Source organism: Actinomadura macra NBRC 14102, assembly GCF_001552215.1.
Classification (GTDB): Bacteria; Actinomycetota; Actinomycetes; order Streptosporangiales; family Streptosporangiaceae; genus Spirillospora; species Spirillospora macra.
Window position 1 is genome coordinate 174,275 of record NZ_BCQT01000004.1, and the last position, 20,330, is coordinate 194,604.

20 protein-coding genes are annotated in these 20,330 nt (G+C 70.5%); 10 read left to right on the forward strand and 10 right to left on the reverse strand.

The features are described from left to right. Positions 1–75 precede the first annotated feature (75 nt). Both AMA02S_RS05540 and AMA02S_RS05545 read right to left on the reverse strand, forming a co-directional pair. Positions 76–1,065 carry a TIGR03557 family F420-dependent LLM class oxidoreductase gene (locus tag AMA02S_RS05540; RefSeq protein ID WP_245667364.1) on the reverse strand — a complete coding sequence of 330 codons (990 nt, stop codon included), beginning with the start codon at positions 1,063–1,065 and terminating at the stop codon, positions 76–78. A 55-nt stretch (positions 1,066–1,120) separates the two neighbouring features. Then, positions 1,121–1,657, reverse strand: a complete 537-nt coding sequence (locus AMA02S_RS05545) for a ferritin-like domain-containing protein (RefSeq protein WP_067452620.1) — start codon at positions 1,655–1,657, stop codon at positions 1,121–1,123. Between the two features lie 294 nt (positions 1,658–1,951). Between AMA02S_RS05545 and AMA02S_RS05550 the strand changes: the two genes are divergently transcribed. The 3 genes from AMA02S_RS05550 (at position 1,952) to AMA02S_RS05560 (ending at position 3,939) form a co-directional block, all read left to right on the forward strand. After that, on the forward strand, positions 1,952–2,239 hold the full coding sequence (locus AMA02S_RS05550) for a hypothetical protein (protein ID WP_067452624.1): 288 nt from the start codon (positions 1,952–1,954) through the stop codon (positions 2,237–2,239). A gap of 99 nt (positions 2,240–2,338) precedes the next feature. Then, a complete protein-coding gene (locus AMA02S_RS05555) occupies positions 2,339–2,596 on the forward strand; it encodes a hypothetical protein (protein ID WP_067452627.1) in 258 nt (85 codons plus the stop codon). Then, positions 2,593–3,939 carry a hypothetical protein gene (locus AMA02S_RS05560; protein WP_067452630.1) on the forward strand — a complete coding sequence of 449 codons (1,347 nt, stop codon included), beginning with the start codon at positions 2,593–2,595 and terminating at the stop codon, positions 3,937–3,939. The genes AMA02S_RS05555 and AMA02S_RS05560 overlap by 4 nt, the downstream gene beginning before the upstream one ends. A gap of 50 nt (positions 3,940–3,989) precedes the next feature. Here AMA02S_RS05560 and AMA02S_RS05565 read toward each other — a convergent pair whose 3' ends face one another. Together AMA02S_RS05565 and AMA02S_RS43415 are read right to left on the reverse strand one after the other, a co-directional pair. Then, on the reverse strand, positions 3,990–5,231 hold the full coding sequence (locus AMA02S_RS05565; protein WP_218004860.1) for a PP2C family protein-serine/threonine phosphatase: 1,242 nt from the start codon (positions 5,229–5,231) through the stop codon (positions 3,990–3,992). 116 nt (positions 5,232–5,347) lie between these two features. Next, positions 5,348–7,180: a serine/threonine-protein kinase gene (locus tag AMA02S_RS43415; RefSeq protein WP_218004861.1), complete on the reverse strand. Its 1,833-nt coding sequence runs from the start codon at positions 7,178–7,180 to the stop codon at positions 5,348–5,350. 318 nt (positions 7,181–7,498) lie between these two features. Between AMA02S_RS43415 and AMA02S_RS05575 the strand changes: the two genes are divergently transcribed. From AMA02S_RS05575 to AMA02S_RS05585, 3 genes are all read left to right on the forward strand, one after another. Next, complete coding sequence (locus AMA02S_RS05575; protein WP_067452636.1) at positions 7,499–8,368, forward strand: HalD/BesD family halogenase; 870 nt, start codon at positions 7,499–7,501, stop codon at positions 8,366–8,368. Between the two features lie 70 nt (positions 8,369–8,438). Continuing rightward, positions 8,439–9,245 carry a methyltransferase type 12 gene (locus AMA02S_RS05580; RefSeq protein WP_067452639.1) on the forward strand — a complete coding sequence of 269 codons (807 nt, stop codon included), beginning with the start codon at positions 8,439–8,441 and terminating at the stop codon, positions 9,243–9,245. Positions 9,246–9,281: 36 nt separating this feature from the next. Further along, positions 9,282–11,150, forward strand: a complete 1,869-nt coding sequence (locus AMA02S_RS05585; RefSeq protein WP_084264684.1) for a choline/carnitine O-acyltransferase — start codon at positions 9,282–9,284, stop codon at positions 11,148–11,150. A 4-nt stretch (positions 11,151–11,154) separates the two neighbouring features. On the opposite strand, the gene AMA02S_RS05590 is transcribed toward AMA02S_RS05585, so the two are convergent. From AMA02S_RS05590 to AMA02S_RS41370, 5 genes are read right to left on the reverse strand one after another with little or no spacing between them, the layout of a single operon-like run. Then, positions 11,155–11,733 (reverse strand): antibiotic biosynthesis monooxygenase, encoded by a 579-nt coding sequence (locus AMA02S_RS05590; RefSeq protein WP_067452642.1) that lies wholly within the window; start codon positions 11,731–11,733, stop codon positions 11,155–11,157. Positions 11,734–11,780: 47 nt separating this feature from the next. After that, complete coding sequence (locus tag AMA02S_RS05595; RefSeq protein WP_067452645.1) at positions 11,781–13,016, reverse strand: ABC transporter permease; 1,236 nt, start codon at positions 13,014–13,016, stop codon at positions 11,781–11,783. Beyond that, the gene (locus AMA02S_RS05600; RefSeq protein WP_067452648.1) at positions 13,016–13,693 is read right to left on the reverse strand and encodes an ABC transporter ATP-binding protein; all 678 of its coding nucleotides are present in this window, start codon (positions 13,691–13,693) and stop codon (positions 13,016–13,018) included. Before AMA02S_RS05600 ends, AMA02S_RS05595 begins: the two co-directional genes overlap by 1 nt. After that, a complete protein-coding gene (locus tag AMA02S_RS05605) occupies positions 13,690–14,757 on the reverse strand; it encodes a peptidoglycan-binding protein (RefSeq protein ID WP_067452652.1) in 1,068 nt (355 codons plus the stop codon). The genes AMA02S_RS05600 and AMA02S_RS05605 overlap by 4 nt, the downstream gene beginning before the upstream one ends. After that, entirely contained in the window at positions 14,754–15,269 is a 516-nt protein-coding gene (locus AMA02S_RS41370) for a hypothetical protein (protein WP_067452655.1), read from the reverse strand. Before AMA02S_RS41370 ends, AMA02S_RS05605 begins: the two co-directional genes overlap by 4 nt. Before the next feature lie 167 nt (positions 15,270–15,436). Between AMA02S_RS41370 and AMA02S_RS05615 the strand changes: the two genes are divergently transcribed. From AMA02S_RS05615 to AMA02S_RS05630, 4 genes are all read left to right on the forward strand, one after another. Next, the gene (locus AMA02S_RS05615) at positions 15,437–16,093 is read left to right on the forward strand and encodes a response regulator transcription factor (RefSeq protein ID WP_067452658.1); all 657 of its coding nucleotides are present in this window, start codon (positions 15,437–15,439) and stop codon (positions 16,091–16,093) included. A 14-nt stretch (positions 16,094–16,107) separates the two neighbouring features. After that, positions 16,108–17,364: a sensor histidine kinase gene (locus tag AMA02S_RS05620; protein ID WP_157430403.1), complete on the forward strand. Its 1,257-nt coding sequence runs from the start codon at positions 16,108–16,110 to the stop codon at positions 17,362–17,364. 274 nt (positions 17,365–17,638) lie between these two features. Beyond that, a complete protein-coding gene (locus tag AMA02S_RS05625; RefSeq protein WP_218004863.1) occupies positions 17,639–18,151 on the forward strand; it encodes a papain-like cysteine protease family protein in 513 nt (170 codons plus the stop codon). Further along, positions 18,151–18,963 (forward strand): hypothetical protein, encoded by an 813-nt coding sequence (locus AMA02S_RS05630; protein WP_067452665.1) that lies wholly within the window; start codon positions 18,151–18,153, stop codon positions 18,961–18,963. Before AMA02S_RS05625 ends, AMA02S_RS05630 begins: the two co-directional genes overlap by 1 nt. A 92-nt stretch (positions 18,964–19,055) precedes the next feature. Here AMA02S_RS05630 and AMA02S_RS05635 read toward each other — a convergent pair whose 3' ends face one another. Continuing rightward, the gene (locus tag AMA02S_RS05635; protein WP_067452668.1) at positions 19,056–20,033 is read right to left on the reverse strand and encodes a LysR family transcriptional regulator; all 978 of its coding nucleotides are present in this window, start codon (positions 20,031–20,033) and stop codon (positions 19,056–19,058) included. Positions 20,034–20,330 lie beyond the last annotated feature (297 nt).

The window sequence follows — 20,330 nt, forward strand, 5'->3', positions numbered from 1 at the left end:
TGAAGATTCTGGGCCGCGTGCGCGGCCGTCCCTCCCCGCCCGGCCCCACCGCGTACGTCAAGGTGGCGCGCCGGGTCAGGGGAAGCGTTCGCGGAGGGCGGGGAGCAGGTCGAACTCCGCCCATGTCCGGAAGTCCTTTTGGTGCTCGGCTCCGGACTGGCAGAACGAGATATGGGTGAAACCCGCGTCGGCCCATTGCTGGACGGCCTCGATATAGCGGTTCAGGTCGTTGCCGCACGGGACCGACTCGATGACATCCTCCGGACGGACGGTGCCGGACGCCGCTTCGAAGTTGACCGGTCCAGGAAGCTCGGCCATCACCTTCCAGCCCGGAGCGGAGAACCTCCACGTCCGGTGGGCCCGATCCTTTGCCTCCTCATAGTCGGTGCCATAGGCGACGGGGATCTGGCCATAGACCGGCTTGCCCGCCCCGCCTTCGTCGTTGAAGAGGCTGACGACGTCACCGACGGGCTGGTCGGAAATGAACACGTCGGCGTGTTGCGCGGCGAGACGCCCGGCGCGGGGAGCCGCCGCGGCCATTCCGATCCGCACCGGCTGGTCCGGCAGATTGTACAGTTTGGCCGAGTCGACGGAGAAATGCCGACCTTGGTAGTTGACGTAATCGCCACCGAACAGCGCCTTGATTATCTCTACAGCCTCGGTGAACATCTCGTGCCGGACGTCCACCGAGGGCCATCCACGGCCGACGACGTGCTCGTTGAGGTTCTCGCCCGCGCCCAGCCCGAGCGTGAACCGCCCGTCCGACAGCACCCCCACGGTCGCGGCCTTCTGCGCCACCACGGCGGGGTGGTATCGCATGATCGGGCAGGTCACGAACGTCATCAGCGGAATACGGTCCGTCGCCTGGGCCAGGGCGCCCAGCACCGACCAGGCGTAGGCCGAGTGGCCCATCTCCTCCAGCCACGGGAAGTAGTGGTCGGAGATGACCGAGTATCCGAAACCCGCGGCCTCCGCCTCCACCAGGTCAGTGACCAGCTGTTTCGGTGGCGTCTGCTCACAGAGCAGGGTGTATCCGAATTCCATGGTGGCCGCATACCCGTCCATCCGCCGCGAATCCCCAAGACACGCCCAACACACCGTCCGAAGGATTCAGGGCCGCTCAGTTCCCCAGCAGGTCCATGAGGTCGTCGGCGTGCTCCTCCTCCTCTGCGAGGATGTCCTCCATCAGCCGGCGCGTGGTGACGTCGCCCTCGCCGAGCCAGCGGATGATCTCCTGGTAGGACTCGATGACGATCCGCTCGGCGACGAGGTTCTCCTCCAGCATCCCCCGCAGGTCACTGTCGTCGAACGTCTCGTAGGTCGTGTGGGCGCGCTCGGCGATGGTCTTCGGGTCGAAGTCGGGGTCGCCGCCGAGCTGGCTGATGCGCTCGGCGGCGCGCATCGCGTGGTCGCGCTCCTCGTCGGCGTGCTCGGCGAACTCCGCTGCGACCTGCGCCCGGTCGATCCCGGTCGCGCTGATCGCGTGCCTGCTGTAGCGCATCCAGCAGACGATCTCGGTGGCCACGACGTCATTGAGGACGCCGATGACCTCTTCGGTGCTCCGGCGATAGCCTTCGGTCACCGGCCCGTCGGCCATTTTCTGGCGAGCGCGCTGCCGGATCGCCGCGACATCGATGCTGAAGCTGTTGTCGGCCATGCTATTCCTCCTCATTACCCCTTCTGAGCAGGGTGCTTACCCACTGTGTGCGCACCATGCGCAACGCCCGGCCGCGAGTCCATGGCGGAACGCCAAAACCGGCGCGGCGGGCCCCAATCCCCTACAGGGCAAGCCTTGTGTGGCCGACACGGCGGTCTCTTGCCAGGGGAGGGCTTGGCCACCTTCCGTGACATCTGCTATACGTAGAGCTACCTCGCTTCGACCCGGGGCGAGGGATGGGACATCCGGTATCCACCTTGAGATCCGGGCGTGACAAGGAAGAAAAGGAACCACATGAAGTCCTTCAGCTACACCGAGCTGGACAAGCTGGCCGGCGAGATCCTGCCCGAGCGCGCCGTTCTGTCGACGCTGCTCGTCGGCGGCGGTGACAACGAGAACGAGAACTTCAACCTCAACCACGGCGGCGGCGGCCACGACGGCGGCACCACGGCCGTCGTGCCGAACTGCCAGGCCATCAACAACAACCCGCAGGGCGGCCTCATCGGCGCTCTGGGCCTCAGCTCGAACAACCCGACCAGCTCGTTCACCTGCGCGAGCAGCTCGGTGGTCTCGGGTCACTGATCCGATCGAGCAATATCGCGGGCTCTGGCCCGCTAGGGAAGGGCTGGCGTTCTCCCGCCGGCCCTTCCCCCTCTTTCCGGACAACGCGAAAGCGACCTGATGCGCCACACACACCCTCGCACGCTCAGCTACGCGGACCTCGACCATCTGGTCCCCGAGGTCCTCCCGCAGCGACTGCTGCTGTCCACCGGGGCGGTGGCCGACGGCGGCGGTGGCTCCGACACCACGATCGTCTATGCCTGCCAGTCGACCTTCTCACCCGGAACCAGCGGGCTGCTCGGGACGGGCCTGTTCGCCCAGGCGCCGTACTCCTCGCTGACCTGCGTCCCCGGCACCGTGGTCCAGCACCACTCATGAGCACGACGGCGAATCCGGGTGTGGACGGAGCCGAGCCGCCCTCGGCCCTCACCCTTCCCGCGCTTGCGGACGGCACCGAGTTCGTCGGCGAGTTCAAGAACTCCGGATACCGGGAGCAGCCCCAGCTGGTCTGCCTGCCCAACCGGCAGCTCGTGCGGCTGCCTCCGCTGCTGTTCCTCGTCGCGAAATCCCTGCACGACCATCGTCACCTGGCGGGAACGGACGTCGAGTCCGCGCTCGACCTGGTCGCCGCCGATGTCAGCGAGAAGGCCGGCGCGCGGCTGACCGGCGAGCAGGTCGTCTACCTCGTCGACCGCAAGCTCGCCCCGCTCGGCGTCACGACCTACAGCGACGGCACGTCACCGCCACTGGTCAAGGCCGACCCTTTCCTGGCGCTGCGGTTCAAGCTCGCGGTGTTCCCCGAGTCGGTCACCTGGTTCATCGGCGGCGTGTTCGGCTGGCTGTTCCGCCCGCTCGTGCTGATCTTCACGGTGGCGGCGATCGTGCTGAGCGAGGTGTGGCTGCTCGGCACGCGGTCGCTGGTGGACGCGCTCCAGCATGTGATCTACAACCCCGAGAGCATCCTGCTGATCATGGCCCTCGGGATCGCGTCGTGCGCGTTCCACGAGGTCGGGCACGCGACGGCCTGCCGCTACGGCGGCGTCCGCCCGGGTGTCATGGGCTGCGGGATCTACCTGGTCTGGCCGGCCTTCTACACCGACATCACCGAGTCGTACCGGCTCGGACGCGGCGGGCGGCTGCGCGCCGATCTCGCGGGCGTCTACTTCAACGGGATCTTCATCGTCGCGCTGACCCTGGTGTATCTGCGGACCGGCTACGAACCGCTGCTCGTCGCCGTCCTGTACGTGAACATCGAGATCATCCAGCAGCTCCTGCCGACCCTGCGGTTCGACGGGTACTACATCATGTCCGACCTGGTCGGGGTCCCGGACCTGTTCAAGTACATCGGGCCGATCCTGCGCCGCACCGTCCTCCGGCGTCCCGCGGACGAGCGGCTCCAGGACCTCAAGCGTTGGCCGCAGCTGTTCGTCACCCTCTGGGTGCTGACCGTCATCCCGGTGCTGGTCTTCCAGATCGGGCTGATCACGATTCAGGTCCCCAGCCTGGTCTCCAAGGACTGGGGGATGATGCGGCGGCTGTGGGACGCCGCGATGACCGGAGCCGATCCGCTCCACCTCATCACCTCCGGCATGCAGATCCTGCTGCTCGCCCTCCCGCTGGTCGGGCTTGCGCTGATCTTCTTCCAGACCGCGCGCCAGCTGGTTCGGCTGGCCGTCCGCTATGTGCAGGGCCCGGCCCCCGCGCCCCTCACTGACGCCTGACAACGACACGCATCGCGCCGGGTACCCCACAGAAGGGGCGCCCGGCGCGGTTACGTCTGCACCGCCCCCTTCTTGGTGCGGCCGGGTGGTGCCGGTCCACGCCATTCCAGGACGAGGACGGTGGCGTCGTCGTCCAGCCGCCCGGCGTGGTGCTCCAGGATGCTGATGATGAGCCGGCGCAGCGTCTCGGGCACGGGCAGCCCGTCGGCGTTGCGGCGGATGATGAAGTCGACGAAGCGCTGGAGGCCGAACTCCTGCTTCTGCGGGTCGCGGGCCTCGACGATCCCGTCGGTGTAGAGCAGCAGACGGTCGCCGGGTTCGAGCTGTTCACGGCAGATCTCCGGCTCCACGCCGAGGCCGGTGCCGAGCGGGGTGCCCGGCGAGCAGTCCAGCGTGGCCGCCCACCGGCCGCCGCGGATCACGACGGGCAGGGGGTGGCCGTAGGAGGCCCAGGTCAAGATCCCCGTCCCGAGGTCCAGGTCCGCGAGAACGGCGGTGACGAACCGGCCGGACCGGTCCTGCTCTCCCAGCACCTCCTCGATCGCCCGTCCTGCCCCCGGCAGGTCGGCGCCCTGGAGGCGGCTGTTGCGGCAGGCGGCGACGGCGAGGTTGGAGGTCAGGCCCGCGGAGGTGTCGTGGCCCATCGCGTCGTAGACGCCGAGTCGGACGATGTCGCCCGCGAGCGCGTAGTCGAAGGTGTCGCCGCCGAGTTTGTAGGCGGGTTCCAGCGCCGCGCCGATGACCACCCTGTCGGTCGCGAAGGTCATCGGCGGCATCAGCCGCCACTGCATCTCCGCCGACACCGTCATGTCATGCCGGCGCACCAGCCGGGCGAAGGAGTCGCTGGACGGCCCCTTGCTGACGATGATCAGCGCGATGAGGCCGGCCAGGGCCTCGGCGTCGCGCAGGGCCTCCTTGTCGTCGCGCTCGATCGTGACGCGGAGCACGCCGAGCCGCTCGATGCCGTCGAGGATCGGCACCCAGCAGTGGCAGGTGACGTCGGAGGGAGAGTGCCCCGTCACGGTCTGCACGCTCTGGAAGGCGCGACCGGCCAGCGTCCCGTCGACCCGGAGTTCGCGCTCCGCACCGCCCGGCCCGCCTCCGGCGTCCTCGCCGCGGCCCGTCAGCAGCCTGAGGACGATCTGCTGGAGGTCCACGACGTAGATCAGCACGTCATGGAGGCCGGCGCGGGCGGCGTGCTCCGCCACCACCACCGGGAGCTGTTCCAGCGCCATCAGGTGGCTCGCCGCCACCAGCCTTCCCAGCATCCGCTCACCGCGGCCCTGCTCCATCGTCCTTCCTCCGTCACGCCCGCCGATCGCGGAACCCGTGCAAAGGCCCCTACCCATCCGAACGGTGCAGATCACCGGCCTGACCCGCCCGGACGCCATCGCCTGGGCGCAGGCGGCTACGTGGGCAGCAGCGCGGCGATCTCTGGCTTCAGTAGGGGACGGATGCGCGCATAGGGGCCACCGAAGTCGAGGTCACCGCAGCCGTCGCTGCCCCCGTGCAGCCATGACAGCTGGAACTCGCCGGGGGTGAAGAAGGCGCTGAGGCGCGGCGGGTCGATCTCCATCCCCTTGATCGTCCCGACCGCGGCCTTCTCGGGGAAGAAGTCGGCCCGCTTGAACCTGCCGTCGGGTGAACAGTCGCTCCACCGGCGCCCCTGGCCGACGCGCTGGGTGACCAGCGACTGGAGCCGCGCCGCACCCGCGGATGTCAGCACCTCGGGACGGAAGACGTCCGTCGCGGTGAGCCGCTTGCCGGTCCGCAGATCGACGGTCACGACCTCGCCGCCGGGCGCGCCGTCCGCCGCCTGGCACCAGTCGGAGACCATGAAGTAGCGGACGGACACCAGCCGCGGGCCGCGCAGCCCCGCCCGCGCCTGTGTGAAGACCTTGGTGGGCTTGCCCTTGCACCGGGACGGGGTCGAGCTGCCCGTCCCGATCTCGATGAGCCGGTCCAGGGGCGCGCGGAGGGTCTGGTTGATACGGCGTTCGAGGGCGGGGTCACCGAGACCGCTCACGGTCACGTACTTCGCGTTCTGGATCTGCACGTTGCCGATCGTCTGGGTCTGGGACGCGACGTTGACGATCGCCACGGGCGGCGGGGACTTGTCCGTGGAGTCCTTCGTCGCGTAGACCGCGGTGGTGGCGGACGTGGCGACGACGGCGGCGCCGGCCACCGCGACGGTGCCCTTGCCGACGGCCGTGGCGAGGAAGCCCTTGCCGACGCCCGTCCCGACGCTCCCGGCCGTACCCATGCCGCCTCCCGCGGCCGAGCCGGCGCCCGCCGTGCCTGCGCCCGCCGTGCCGGCCGCGCCCGCCGCACCCGCCGCCGCACCCGGTGCGACGGTGAGCGCGCCGAGCGGGAACAGCGCCGCCAGCGCGACCGCCGCGGCGGCGAGGGCGCGCACGCCCCGCTGCTCCCAGTCCGTCCCGTACGCGGCGACGGCCGCGCTCTCCAACTGCGTGACGAACGCCGCGGCGCCGGGGGGCCGTTCCTCGGGGCCCTTCGCCATGCCCTGGACGACGAGCGGGCGCAGCGGCGCGGGCACGTCCGCGACGTCGACCGGGGCGGTCAGGTGCTGATTCATCAGCGCGGCCCGCTCGCCGGCCGCGTAGGGGCGCCGTCCGGTGACGCACTCGACGAACACGCAGGTGGCGGCGTAGACGTCGGTGGCCGGCGTGGAGGGCTCGCCGCGCCACTGCTCCGGTGCCATATAGAGAGGCGTCCCGGCGAACGATCCCTGCCCGGCGAGGACGGCCACGCCGAAGTCGACCAGCTTGCTCAGCCCGTCCGGCTGGACGACGACGTTCGCGGGCTTGTAGTCACGGTGGACGACGCCGACCGAGTGCGCCGCGGCGAGCCCGAGCAGCGACCCCTTCAGCACGAGCAGCGCCGCCTCCGGTGCCAGCGCCCCGTGCTCGGCGAGCACCGCTTTGAGCGACGCCCCGTTGACGGCCTCCATGACGATGGCCGCGCCGTGCTCGCTCTCCACGAACCGGTACAGCCGCGCGACATAGGGGCTGGTCAACCGGCCGAGCATCTGCGCTTCGGCGCGTAGGCCGGCGAGGGCCGCGGCGTCGCCCCGCGCCAGGTACTTGATCGCCACGGGTGTGCGGGACTCGGCGTGGTGGGCGAGGACGACCCGCCCCTGCGCCCCGCGCCCGAGCTCCCGCGCCTCGATGAACTCTGACAGCCGCCAGTCCGCCACGCCCAACCCCTTGCTCGCACTCAACCAGGCATCCCACCAGAGGGTGACGCCGCCGCGTAAGGGAAGGTTCGCAGAAAGTTGATCAATTTTCGAGCGGTGGACGCCCTGCCGTGCGGACGCCACCGCGTGACGGGTCGGCGGCTTCCCGTATCGGTCGCGTGAGATGGAACACATTCCGTGGGCCCGCGAAGGTCCCGGACCGCCGCCCGGGAACGTTTGAAGTCACAGGTCACGGGCGCGGCCTATCGGTTCCCGATAAGCCGCGTCCGAAATCACCACGGTGAATTGTCCGGAGGACTGTGCTAAAACCCGGTTGAGGTTCGCTCACGCGGAAGGATCTTCATGGTCGCGGCGCAGGCTCGGGCGGTCGAACAGGTGGTCAACACGGCGCGCTATCCGCTGGCAGAAGCGACAGGCGCGGCCTGGGAGAGCGTCGTTTCCAGCGTCCAGGACGAGCTGGCCAATTCCGGGTGCTGCGTACTCCCCGACTTCATCGCCACGTCATTGCACAGCGGCTTGCGTGAAGAATGCGCTACGGTCGCACCGCTAGCGCATTACGACGTGGAAACCGTGAATGCCTACAACATCGACCTGCGCTCCTCATTGCCAGACGATCATCCCGGACGTATCATCGTGGAGCGCGGTAACGCCTTCGTCGCACGGGACGACATTCCCCCGACGTTCATCGTGCACCGGTTGTATTCGAGCCCGCTTTTCCAACATTTCGTCGCGAGCTGCTTCGGGCTGCCGCGGGTGCACGAGCTCGGTGACCCGTTGTCGGGGCTGTGCCTCAACGTCGTCGGCCCGGGGATGGAGCATCCCTGGCACTTCGACACCAACGAGTTCACGGTCACCCTGATGACGCAGGAGCCGACGGGTGGCGGTGTCTTCGAATACTGTCCGAACATCAGGTCGGCGGAGGCGGAGAACTTCGGTGACGTCCGGAGTGTGCTGACCGGGGAGGGCGGGCATCTGATCCGGCGGTTGAGGCTGCGCCCGGGGGATCTACAGCTGTTCAAGGGCCGCTATTCGCTGCACCGGGTGACCCCGGTGCACGGCAGGCAGGCGCGGCACACGGCAATTCTCGCCTACAGCGAACGTCCCGGGGTCATCGGCAGCGTGGCGCGCACGCGGCAGCTTTTCGGCCGCGTGCTGCCCGAGCACCTGGCGGCCGAGGGGCGCGCCGTCCGGGTCGACCGGCTGCTGGACTAGGGGGTCGCCGACGATCTGAACGTCCGAGCCACGTCGATCCACCCTTCGCCCGCCAGGAAGGAACGCGACCGTGCGCGTCGACACGACCGGAAAAATCTCCCTCGACCACATCTACACGCGGCCCGACCCCCGCTCCTACTTCAGCACGCTGCGTGAGCTCGACTACAACATTCCCGAACTAGCCAAGCCGCACTTCTCCCGACTCATCACCGAATACCGGGATGCCTACGGCACTGCGGCGCCGAGCGTTCTGGATATCGGCTGCTCCTACGGTATCAATGCGGCCTTGCTCAAATACGACGCGACCATGGCTCAGCTGTACGATCGCTACAGTGGCCCGGACGCGCAAGGGCAGACGCGCGGCACCCTACTGGCCCGCGACCGGGAGCTGGTCCGTTCCGGTGAACCTGCGAATCACGTCCGTTTCCTCGGCTTGGACGCCTCGGACAACGCCCTTTCCTACGCCATCGAGGCCGGATTCCTGGACGGCGCCGTCCACGCGGATCTGGAGGACGGTGAACCGACCGACACACAACGCCAACAGCTCGCCGAGACCGATCTCGTCATCTCCACCGGTTGTCTCGGGTACGTCACGGAGAAGACCATTTCCCGCATCATCGAGGCACATGGCACGCGGCGGCCGTGGATGGCGCATTTCGTTCTGCGCATGTTCCCGTTCGCCCCGATCGCCGAGTGCCTCGCCGGGGCGGGATACCGGACCGTCCGCCGCGACGGGTTCTTCCGGCAACGCCGGTTCGCCACCCCGGAGGAGCAATCGCTCGTCCTGGACCGGCTATCGGACGTCGGCGTCGATCCGCAAGGTCTGGAGACCGGCGGCTGGCTCTACGCGCAGCTCTATATTTCGCGGCCCGGCTGAAAGGCCGCACGGGAATCCCAGAGATCGAGGAACGCAGTGAACACCACCCGCAGCACCGGCGAGAACGCGGAGGAGAATGCCGGGAAGGCCGCCGGGGAGACCGCGAAGCGGCAGCCCTCTCCCCGCACCTTCGACAATGAGGACGGCCTGCCCCGCGTACCGTTGCCCACGCTCGACGCGACCGGCGAGCGGTTCCTGGAGTGGTGTGCCCCGCTGCTGTCGGACGCCGGGCTGGAGCGGACGCGCGCCGCGCTGGCCTCGTTCCTGCGCCCGGACGGCCCTGGCCGCACTCTGCACGCCGCACTCGAACGCTACGACGCGAGCGAGGGAGTGCACAGCTGGCTCGACACCTTCTGGCCGTACCGGTACCTGGGCCGCCGCGACCGCATCGCGCTCAACGCGAACTTCTTCTTCCTCTTCGAGGACACCGGCGAGGGGCAGGTCGAGCGGGCCGCCGGGCTCATCGCCGGGGCGCTGGCCTACAAGCTGCGGCTGGACGCGGAGGAGGTCCCGCCCATCGTCCAGCGGGGCCGGCCACTGTCGATGGAACAGAACCGGTTCCTGTTCTCGACGACGCGCATCCCAGGCGCCGAGCAGGACACCGTGCGCGCGCCGTACTCGGTGGCCGAGCCGGGGCCGTCCACGGCCCGGCACATCCTGGTGTTCTTCCGCGGCAACATGATCCGGATGGATGTGGTGGGCCCCGACGGGCGACCCCACACGCTCGACGAGCTCCAGGCCGGCCTGCGCACGATCATGAAGGCGGAGCCGGGGCTGGCACCGTCCACCGGACACCTCACCACCAAGGCCCGCGCGGAGTGGGCGGCGAGCCGGGAGGCGCTCCTGTCCGTCCACCCCGCGAACAGGGCCGCCCTGGACGAGGTGGAGACGGCGCTCTTCTGCGTCAGCCTGGAGGACTTCGCGCCCGCCGGCATCCAGGAGGCGTGCGACCAGCTCCTGCACGGCGACAGCGCCGGCCGGTGGTTCGACAAGGCGGTGTCGCTGATCGTGTTCGGCGACGGCCGGGCCGGGATCAACGTGGAGCATTGCGAGCTGGACGGCACCACGATCCTCAGCTTCGTCGACACGGTCCTCGGCACGCCGGCCGAGCAACACTCCCGCGAGTCCGGCGCGCGCTCCCAGGGGCTGCCCGCGATCGAGCCGGTCGAGTTCGTCCTGGACGATGGCCTGCGCGCCGACGTCCGGGACGCCGCCGCGTCCTTCGCCGCCTACGCCGCCGCGACCGCGACGCAGACCGTGGGGTTCGCCGACTTCGGTGCCGAGCGCGCCAAGGCGCTGGGCGTCTCCCCCGACGCGTTCGTGCAGATGGCCTACCAGCTCGCGCACAAGCGCGCGAAGGGCTTCACCGGCGCGACCTATGAGTCGATCGCCACCCGGCAGTACCGGAGCGGCCGGACCGAGGCGATGCGCGTCGTCACCCCGGAGGTGCTGCGCTTCGTGGCGGCCATGGACGACCCCGCGGCGGGGGCGGCCGATCGCGCGGCCGCCTTCCGTGCCGCCGCGCAGGCGCATGTCCGGCGGGCGAAGGAGTGCCAGGCCGGCGACGCGCCCGAGCAGCATCTCTGGGAGCTCCAGCTGATCCAGCAGCGGCGGGGCGCGGAGCTCGGGGTGACCGGGCCGCTGCCGCTGTTCGACTCGCCCGGCTGGGTGACGATGCGCGACGACTATCTGAGCACCAGCTCCGCACCGTCGGTCCATATCCGGTACTTCGGGTTCGGGTCGACCAGCGAGCAGTGCATCGGCGTCGCCTACGTCCTGCTGGCGGACAGCTTCAACGTCTACCTCAGCACCCCGGAGCCCGTCGCTGACGCGATGCACGTGTTCGCCCGCGAGCTGCGCGGGGCCATCCGGGAGTTGCAGGACCTTCTCGACCCGGGCCGGTGAAGGGTCAGCGTCCCGGACGGGCCGGGCGGTGCGTCCGCCCTGCCGGGTAGAGCCAGCGCCGGAACATCCGGCTCAGTCCCGGCATGACCAGCAGGGTGAGCAGCGGGACGATGATCACCGGGAAGGTGAGGGCGCGCAGCGCGAGCGGCCACGCCTGTGTCTGCGGGGCGACGAACGCCTGGAGCACGATGCTGAGCGGGTAGACGGCACCGAACGTCACGATGATCATCTTGATCTTGGAGGGTGCCGGCACGGCCTCGCCCGGGAGGCTGAACCAGGTCTCCAGACCGCTCGTGCCGTGCCGGCGTTCCCGCGCGAGCCCGCCGAGCCGGTCGAGCCACTGCTTGCGCTCCGCGGAGTCCAGCCACCGGTCGAGCCGCTCCTGATCGGCGAAGTTCAGGACGGTGTAGTACCGGTGTCTGGACCCCTCGGCGCGCAGCCATGTCGCCCCCTCGTGACCCGAGTGCCGTTTCGCGGCCTGGTGGATGCCGTCCGCCCACTCCTCGAACTCGCGCTCGCGCCCTGGCTTGACGTCCCAGGTGAACACGACGGTCACGGGCTCGGATTCCTCAGTCTCGCCCATACCGGATCTCTCACCCATAACGCCTTACCCATGCATGGACGGGACGCTCAAGCGGCGGACAGCGCCTCGGTGGGGCTGAGCCGGGACGCGCGGATCGCCGGGTAGAGCCCCGCCACCGCACCGATGATCAAGGTGGCGGCGATGCCGCCGAGGACGGCCCACAAGGGAATGACGACCGGCCAGCCCTGGGTGAGGGCATAGACGCCGGTGACCAGAGCCCCGAGCAGAGCGCCGCCCACACCGCCCAGCGATGACAGCAGCAGCGACTCCGCGAGGAACTGCGTGCGGACCTGCCCGCGCGTCGCGCCCAGCGACCGGCGCAGGCCGATCTCCGAGCGACGCTCCAGGACCGAGATGACCATCGTGTTGGCCACCCCGACTCCGCCGACTAGCAGCGCCACGGCGCCGAGCCCGAGCAGCAGGCCGGTGAACGCCTCGCCCGCCGCCTTCCGCGCCGCCAGCGCGTCGGACGGCCGCGACACCTCCACCTCGTTCGGCGCCGCCGGGTTGACGGTCGCGCCGAGCACGCTCTGGACCTGCTCGACGCTCGCGTCCCGCGACCGTGTGTAGATGGTCGTCGGATGCCCGTCGAAGCCGAGCCGGGTCTTCGCCGCCGGCCAGCCGACCAGCGCGGCGACGTCCAGCTCGGGGGCCAGCGGAGCCGGCTTGAGGATGCCGACGACGGTGAACCACCGGCCGCCGATGAGCACCTGGACGTCCGGTCCCGCGTGGCCGATCCCGAGCCGCTCCGCCGCGGACGAGCCGAGCACCGTCGCCGGGAAGCTGCTCGTCGCCGCGTTCAGCCAGGTCCCGCTGCGCAGCGCGGCGCCGGTGGCGGCGCGCAGGTCGACGCGGGCAGCGTAGGTGGCGATGCCGTTGGTGTCCGTCTCGGGCATCCTGCCCGTCCGGTAGACCTTGGCCTTGTCCACCAGCCCGACCGCCGAGACCTCCCGCACCGGAGCGATGCGTCCGACCATGTCCTCCGCTTCGAGGGGGAGCTCGGCCTTCTCGCCGGTCAGGGTGTTGCCGGGCGCGACGGTCAGCAGGTTGGTGCCGAGCGCGGCGAGCGCGCGGTCCAGGTCGGCGCGCGAGGACGAGGAGACGCCGACCACCGCGACCATCGCCGCGATCCCGATCGCGATGCCGAGCGCGGACAGGAAGGCCCGCAGCGGGCGGGTGCGCAGCCCCACCGCGCCGACCTTGAGCACGTCGCGGGGCCACAACCGGGCCGGGCGCAGTGCGCCGCCGCCCGCCGGGGCGGACGGGACCGGGGTCGCCGCCATCACCGCACCTCGATCAGCGCGGAGTCGGAGACCACCAGGCCGTCCTTCATCCGGACCTGGCGGGGCAGGCTCGCGGCGATCTCCCGGTCATGCGTGATGATCACGACGGTGGTGCCGGCGGCGTGCAGCTCGCGCAGCAGCGCCATCACCCCGTCCCCCGACACCGAGTCCAGGGCGCCGGTCGGCTCGTCGGCGAGCACCAGCCGGGGCTCTCCCGCGACGGCGCGGGCGATGGCGACGCGCTGCCGCTCGCCGCCCGACAGCTCGTGCGGCTCGTGGCCCATCCGGTGGCCGAGCCCGACCCGGTCCAGCGCCTCGGCGGCGCGGCGCCGCCGCACCGCCGACCGCAGCCCGGAGTACAGGAGCCCGTCGGCGACGTTGTCCAGCGCCCGCGTGCCCGGCGCCAGATGGAACTGCTGGAACACGAACCCGATACGGCTCGCGCGCAGCGCCGACAGCTTCGCGTCGGAGAGCCTCCCCACGTCGTGCCCGTCGATGTGGACCTCGCCGGACGTCGGCCGGTCCAGGGTGCCGAGGACGTTGAGCATCGTCGACTTGCCCGAGCCGGACGGCCCCACGATCGCGACCAGCTCCCCCGGCTCGACGTGCAGCGACACGCCCGCGAGCGCGTGGACGCCGCCCGGGTACAGCTTCGTCACCTCCCGCAGTCTGATCATTTCGGTATCCCCACGACCGTGCCCTCGGCGATCCCCTGACCCGAGACCTCCACCTTCCCGTCCGCGAACAGCCCGGTCGTGACGGCCACGTAGGACGAGGTGCCGCCCTTGACGACCTCGACCCCGAAGCCGCCCTCCGCCAGCGCGACGAGCGCCGACACCGGCACGGTCAGGACGTCCTCGCGCTGCCCGGCGGTGAAGGTGACGTCCACCGACGCCAGCGCGTACGCGGCGGCGGCCTTGCGGGCCTTCTTCGACCTCAGCCACACGGTGACCTCCACCTTGGTCGTCGGATCCTCCCCCTGCGCCGAGCCCGGCTCCACCACCGTGGACACCTCGTCGATCTTGCCGGGCACGGCCTCCTCGTCGGGCAGCGTGACCTCGACCGCGGCGCCCTTCTTCGCCATCCGCTGGTCGGTGGTCTCCAGCTCGACCGTCGCCGCCTTGTCGGTGCCGGTGTAGGTGAGCACCTTCTGGCCGGGACCCGTCGGGTCGCCCGCGCCCGCCTGGAGGCCGTCCACTCGGACGGCCCCGGGCGCGAACACCACCCGGCCGAGCTCCACGACGCCCGTCTCCGCCAGCCCGTGGTCGTCCTGCCACTCCTGGACGGCGTCGGCGGTGTCGGCGGTGTACTCGTCGTCGACGGTGAACCCGTCGTAGCCGAGCGCGGCCAGGTTCTTCTCGAACCGGCGGACGTCCGCGCCCTCCGTCCCGACCCGCAGCGGACGGTACGAGGGCCGGGAACCGTACATCAGCATCACCGGGTCGCCGTCCACCTCGTACAGCGGACGGCCGCGGGTGATCTCGTCGCCGCTCTCGGGGATCTTGGTGATCGTGCCGCGCAGCCGGCTCGTCGCGGTGAAGGTCGGGCCATAGCCGAGCTGCCCGTCCTCGGTCTGGGTGTCCTTGAGGGTCTGCCTCGTCACCTTCGTGGTGTTGGGCGGCAGCGCCGACGCGGGGCCGCCGCCCCCCTCGCTCCCCGCGCCGAGCGCCGCGACGGTGGTGCCGCCGCCCACCACGACGACGGCCGCGGCGGCGAGGACGATCCGCCAGCGTCTCCTCACTTGCGGCCGCCCGCCATGATCTCCTGGCACTTCTCCTGGGCCGCCTTGAACTCGGGGTCCTCGGCGATGTTGCCGTCGATCATGATTCCCTGCTGGCCCGGCTTGGGGTCGGCGAACTTCTCCACCCCGTTCTGGCGCATGCACTCGGCGAACTTGCGCCCCCGCTCCTGCTGGGCCGGGTCCGGCTTGCCGGAGCCGTCCCCCTGCGGGTTGTACTGCCGGCACGCCTGCATCGCCTTGTCGACCGTCTCCTTCTTCGTCCGCTGGTCGAGTTTGAGCTGGATTCCGCCGCCGGGCTTCGGATCCTCCATCGGGATCCCGTTCTGGCGCATGCACTGGGCGTACTTCACCCCCATCTCGTCCCGGCTCAGGCTCTTGGTGGCGGCGGGTCCGCCCTGCTTGGCGCCCCCGACGGTCGCCACTTTCCCGTCGTCGCCGTCACCGTCCGAACCGCATCCGGTGAGCGCCAAGGTCATCGCCAGCGGCAGGGCCACCATGATCCGCAGTCGCATCCGCTCGTCTCCTCTTCTCCTCGGCCGGACCCGTTCCGGCCGGACAGAGAGCGATGCAACGCGACGGCGCGTTTCCCCCGTGTTTCCGGCGGACGCCCGATTCTCCTAACGGGGAGGAAACAGCCCGTCGGGCAGCATCACCGTTCGGAGCAGGTGAAAGGATCGAGATGCGGGTACTGGTGGTGGAGGACGAGCGGCTGCTCGCCGACGCGATAGCGGAATGGCTGCGCGACGAAGCGCACGCCGTGGATCTGGCCTACGACGGGGCGGCGGCGCTGGAGCGCGCGGGCGTCCACGACTACGACGTCGTCGTCCTGGACCGGGACCTGCCGCTCGTGCACGGCGACGACGTCTGCCGCGAACTGGTCCGGGGCGACGTGGCGGCGCGGGTGCTGATGCTCACCGCCGCCGCCGAGATCACCGACCGGGTCGCGGGGCTCGGGCTCGGCGCCGACGACTACCTCACCAAGCCGTTCGCGTTCCCCGAGCTGGCCGCCCGCGTCCTCGCGCTCGGCCGGCGGGCGCGACCCGCCGCGCCGCCGGTGCTGCGCCGCGCGGGCATCACCCTCGATCCGGCGCGTCGCGAGGTGTTCCGGGACGGCCGGTACGTCCCGCTGGCGAAAAAGGAGTTCGCCGTGCTCACCGAGCTGCTCGTCGCGGACGGCGCGGTCGTCTCCGCCGAGCGGCTGCTGGAGAAGGCGTGGGACGAGTACGCGGACCCGTTCACCGGCGCCGTCCGCCTGGCCGTCCTCAAGCTGCGGCGCAAGCTCGCCGAGCCGCCCGTCGTCGAGACCGTCAAGGGAGTGGGGTACCGGATCCCATGAGGAGGCCCCGCAAGATGAGACTGCGCCGGATGAACCTGCGCCACCTGTCGCTCCGGGCCCGGCTGACGCTGACTTACGGAGGGCTGTTCCTCGTCGCGGGTCTCGTCTTGCTCGGGGTCACCTACGCGCTGTTCGACCAGCAGATGTCGAGGGAGGGCACCAAGGTGCTCGCCCGGACGACCACCACCGCGCCCGCGGGCTCCGCGGGCTCCAACGCCACACCCCAGGGAGAGGCCAGACCGGTGCCCACCGGTCAGGAGGAGGCGAGGTCCATGGCCGACCTGGAGCGCTGGCTGAAGACGCAGCGCGAGGGCGTGCGCGAGGCGGCGACGACCTCGCTGATCACACAGGGGTCGATCGCGCTGCTGCTCGTCGGGGGCGTCGCGGCGGGGTTCGGCTGGCTGATCGCGGGCCAGGTCCTCGCGCCGCTGCACCGGGTGACCGAGACGGCGCGGCGGATCGCCGCAGCGCCCGCCGCCGACCGCGGCCTGCACGAGCGGATCTCGTTGCGCGGGCCGGACGACGAGGTCAAGAAGCTCGCCGACACCTTCGACACGATGGTCGAGCGGCTCGACCGGTCCTTCGACGGGCAGCGCCGCTTCGTCGCCAACGCCTCCCACGAGCTGCGCACCCCGCTCACGCTCGGCCGGGCGCTGGTCGAGGTCGCGATGCACCGCCGGTCGGCGTCCGCGGACGTCCTACAGCTCGGCGAGACGCTGTTGCAGATCAACGCGCGGCACGAACGGCTGATCACGGGCCTGCTGCTGCTCGCCCGGTCGGAGAACGAGATCACCGGCCGCGCCCCGGTCGACCTCGCCGACGTCGTCGGGCATGTGGCGGCGCAGACCGCCGCGGAGGCCGAGGCTGCCGGGGTGAGCGTCCAGGAGGAGCCGGGCGAGGCCGTCACGACCGGGGACGCGCTCCTACTCGAACGGGTCGTTCAGAATTTGGTGGAGAACGGCATCCGGCACAACTCCGGGCCGGGCGGTTTCGTCCGGGTCACCTGCCGCACCAGCGGCGGGCAGGCCGTCCTGGTCGTGGCGAACTCCGGGCCCGCCGTCCCGCCCTACGAGATCCCGGCGCTGTTCGAACCGTTCCACCGGCTCGATTCCGACCGGGTGGTCACCTCGAAGGGCGCGGGACTCGGGCTGTCGATCGTGCAGTCCATCGTCCGCGCGCACGGCGGGTCCGTCACCGCCCGTCCGGGGGAAGAGGGCGGCCTGCGGGTGACCGTCTGTCTTCCATCCGCGCAGGTCGGCGCCACCGTCTAGGCTGCGACACATGTCCGGGATGGGGCCATTCACCCCGGTTATGCCCAGCTGACATTACCTGGCCTTTGCCGCAAATGAGACTGTTAGGGCGTTCCTTCGAACTCGCGCACGGGCCTCCCCGCTCGGAATTCCCCCGGCACCGGTGGGGTTTTGCTCCCTTCTCTTCCCGCGCACGGGTTCCACGCCGCATCGCCGGGAGAATAGGCGGAAGCGAATGGCAACGCGTACCCGACCCGCCCGGGCACGTTGGCGCATCGCGTGCGGAGTCGCGGGGTTGGCAGCAGCCACCGTCGCGGCGTCCCCCGGGATCGCCTCAGCGGACAACCTGAAGATCAATCAGGAGGTCCAGGAACAGAATCAGTGGTGCTGGGCAGCCAGCGGGCTGACGATCGCCAAGTTCCACGGTAAGGGAAACGTCAGCCAGAACGAGTTCTGCAACCTCGCGCGTAACCGCACCGCGGGCACCCAGTGCCCGAACCAGCCTGGTCAGCTCGAATGGGACCAGACGGCCTTCCGCAAGCTCGGCCTTTCCGTCGGCCAGGTGAGCAACCCGCTCTCCTACGCCGCCGTCAAGGAAGAGATCGACGGCAAGCGCCCGATCGAGACCGGTATCTACTGGACGGCCGGCGGCGGACACGCCCAGGTCATCTACGGCTACACCGGCCAGACGCTGGCCTATGGCGACCCGTGGCCCGCCAGCCCGCGCTACTCGGAGATGTCGCACAGCAGCTACACCAACAACAGCCAGTTCCGTTGGGGACAGGCTCTCTACAAGGTGGGAGCTTGATGATGCGTAGCACTGCGAAGCTCTCCGCGGCGGCGCTGACCGCCGGACTCGGCGTGACGGTGTTCATGGGCGGCAACGCGGCGATGGCCGCGGGCCCGGCTCCCTCCGACTCGGCCGCAGCCACGAAGGCCGCGTCCACCCAGGCGGCGCAGCAGCAGCTGTCCTCCTTCTTTGTACGCTACGAGCGGCAGCAGCAGGGCCAGCTGGTGACCGACCAGTCCGTCACCAAGGCCCAGGCCGCCGCCAAGGCCCCCCGCCTCGAAGGCTCGGCCCAGTCCGTCTACTCGCTCAGCCCCTCCTTCGTGAAGGGTGAGGCGAACGCGCCCGTGGCGACGTTCTCCTACATGGCGATCGGCGCGAAGTCGACGACCGGCCAGCAGGCCACCATGTGGCTGAGCAAGAGCGGCAAGAGCTGGAAGGTGTGGAACATCGCCTCCGGCCTGGACGAGGCCGTGTACCCGGCAAAGGCGGCGGGTGGCACGGTGTTCACGGAACCGCAGATTCACGCTTGGTACCGGCTGGCCAACGGCCGCGTCACCGGGCTCAATGACACCGCCGTCTCGTCTGTCGGAAAGTCGGGCGTGACGGTGGCGGCGTACCAGCGACTGGTCCACACGCGGTACGCCGACAAACTCCCGGGCTCGCAGTACCAGCAGTCCGGGAAGCTGGGCGGCTTCTCGCCCTCGACCGGCGTCAGCAAGCCGGCGCCGGATCGGGGCCCGGCACCGGCCCTGATGGCACTGGGCGCCGGTGGCGCCGCGGCGGCGGCGGCCGGCATCGTCGTCGCCCGGCGCCGCCGGGTGCAGGGCTAGCAGGTGCCCGGCCGATGAACGTGCGGGTCCCGGGGACCGCTGCCCCGGGACCCGCCGACCCCCCCTGGCCACGGTGGCCCGGGTGGAGCACTTCAGGACGTGGCGACCGGCAGAGCCGGGTGCGCCTCAGGATGTTCGTCCCACCATTCGCCGTAGACGCGCTGGTCGCGGACGAGCTCCATGTACACGTCGTTGAAGAATCCCCGCAGGCGGCCAGCCGCCTGCTCCACCTCGGGCCGCCACACCAGGACGACCCGTTGCCCCAGCGGGTCGCCGGTTATGCGACGGAAGGCCATCCCGTCGCGCGGGGCCGCGGTCGGCTGATAGATGCCGATCGCGCGCCCCGACCGGATGAGCGAGGTGGCGATCTGCCAGTCGGTGGACCAGAACCGCACGCGCGGCTGGAAGCCAGCGCCGGCACACACACCCCGGAAGTACGCCGGCCAGGGGCCGTCGTCCAGGGGATCGTCCAGCCAGTCCTGATCCGCCAGATCCGCCAGATCGATGGTCGGCGCCGCGGCAAGCGGACTGGCGGTCGACATGCCGACGAGCGCGGGCTCGCACTCCACGAGGACGAGCCGTTCGAGCCCCTCCAGCACAGGCGCCGTGTAGTCCACCGGCTCCTGGAAGAGCCCGATGTCCAGCGCACCCGATGCCAGCAGAGCCGGGATGCGCCCGCCGCCCTGGTCCACGCGCAACTGGAGGCGGGTTCCCGGGGACAGCAGGTCGAGCTGGTCGCTCAGCCGCGTCAGCGGAGGGCACGCCTGCACCCCGATCCGCAGCAACGGCAGGGGCGAGGGATCGCTGCGCCGGTGCGCGAGCGCCGCGTTGAGGTCGTCGATGCAGGCCAGCGCCGCGCGGGCCCGCGTCGCCACCTCCTCGCCGACCGGCGTCGGCACCACCCCCTCCGGGGAGCGGACGAACAACTGCACGCCCAGGTGACCCTCGACCCTGCGGAGCATCGTGCTCACCGCGGGCTGGGTCAGGTTGAGCCTGGCCGCGGCCTTGCTGATGCTGCCTGTCGCGGCGACGGCCTCGATCATCCTGAGGTGATGGGGACCGAGATCCACGCGAGTCTCCTGACCGTGCCTCTGCCCCGTCGACTGGAATCAAGCGAATATTAACCCCGTGGAGGCCCCCGAAGAATAGAAATGCGTGCCATTCCGGTTACTTCCCGTGCGCCGGTTACGTCCGCTACTGCCGGGTAGTGGGTCGAGCACGCCCGCCTCCCGACTCCCACTGACCCCGCCACCTGCCTCTTTGCCCCCGAGCCCCACCGTCCTCCCCGCCGCGGGCGGCGGGCCGAAGCCTCCGCGGGCTCGGACCGAATCTCTGCCAGCCCGATCCCTTCCGGCGCGCCCTGGTGG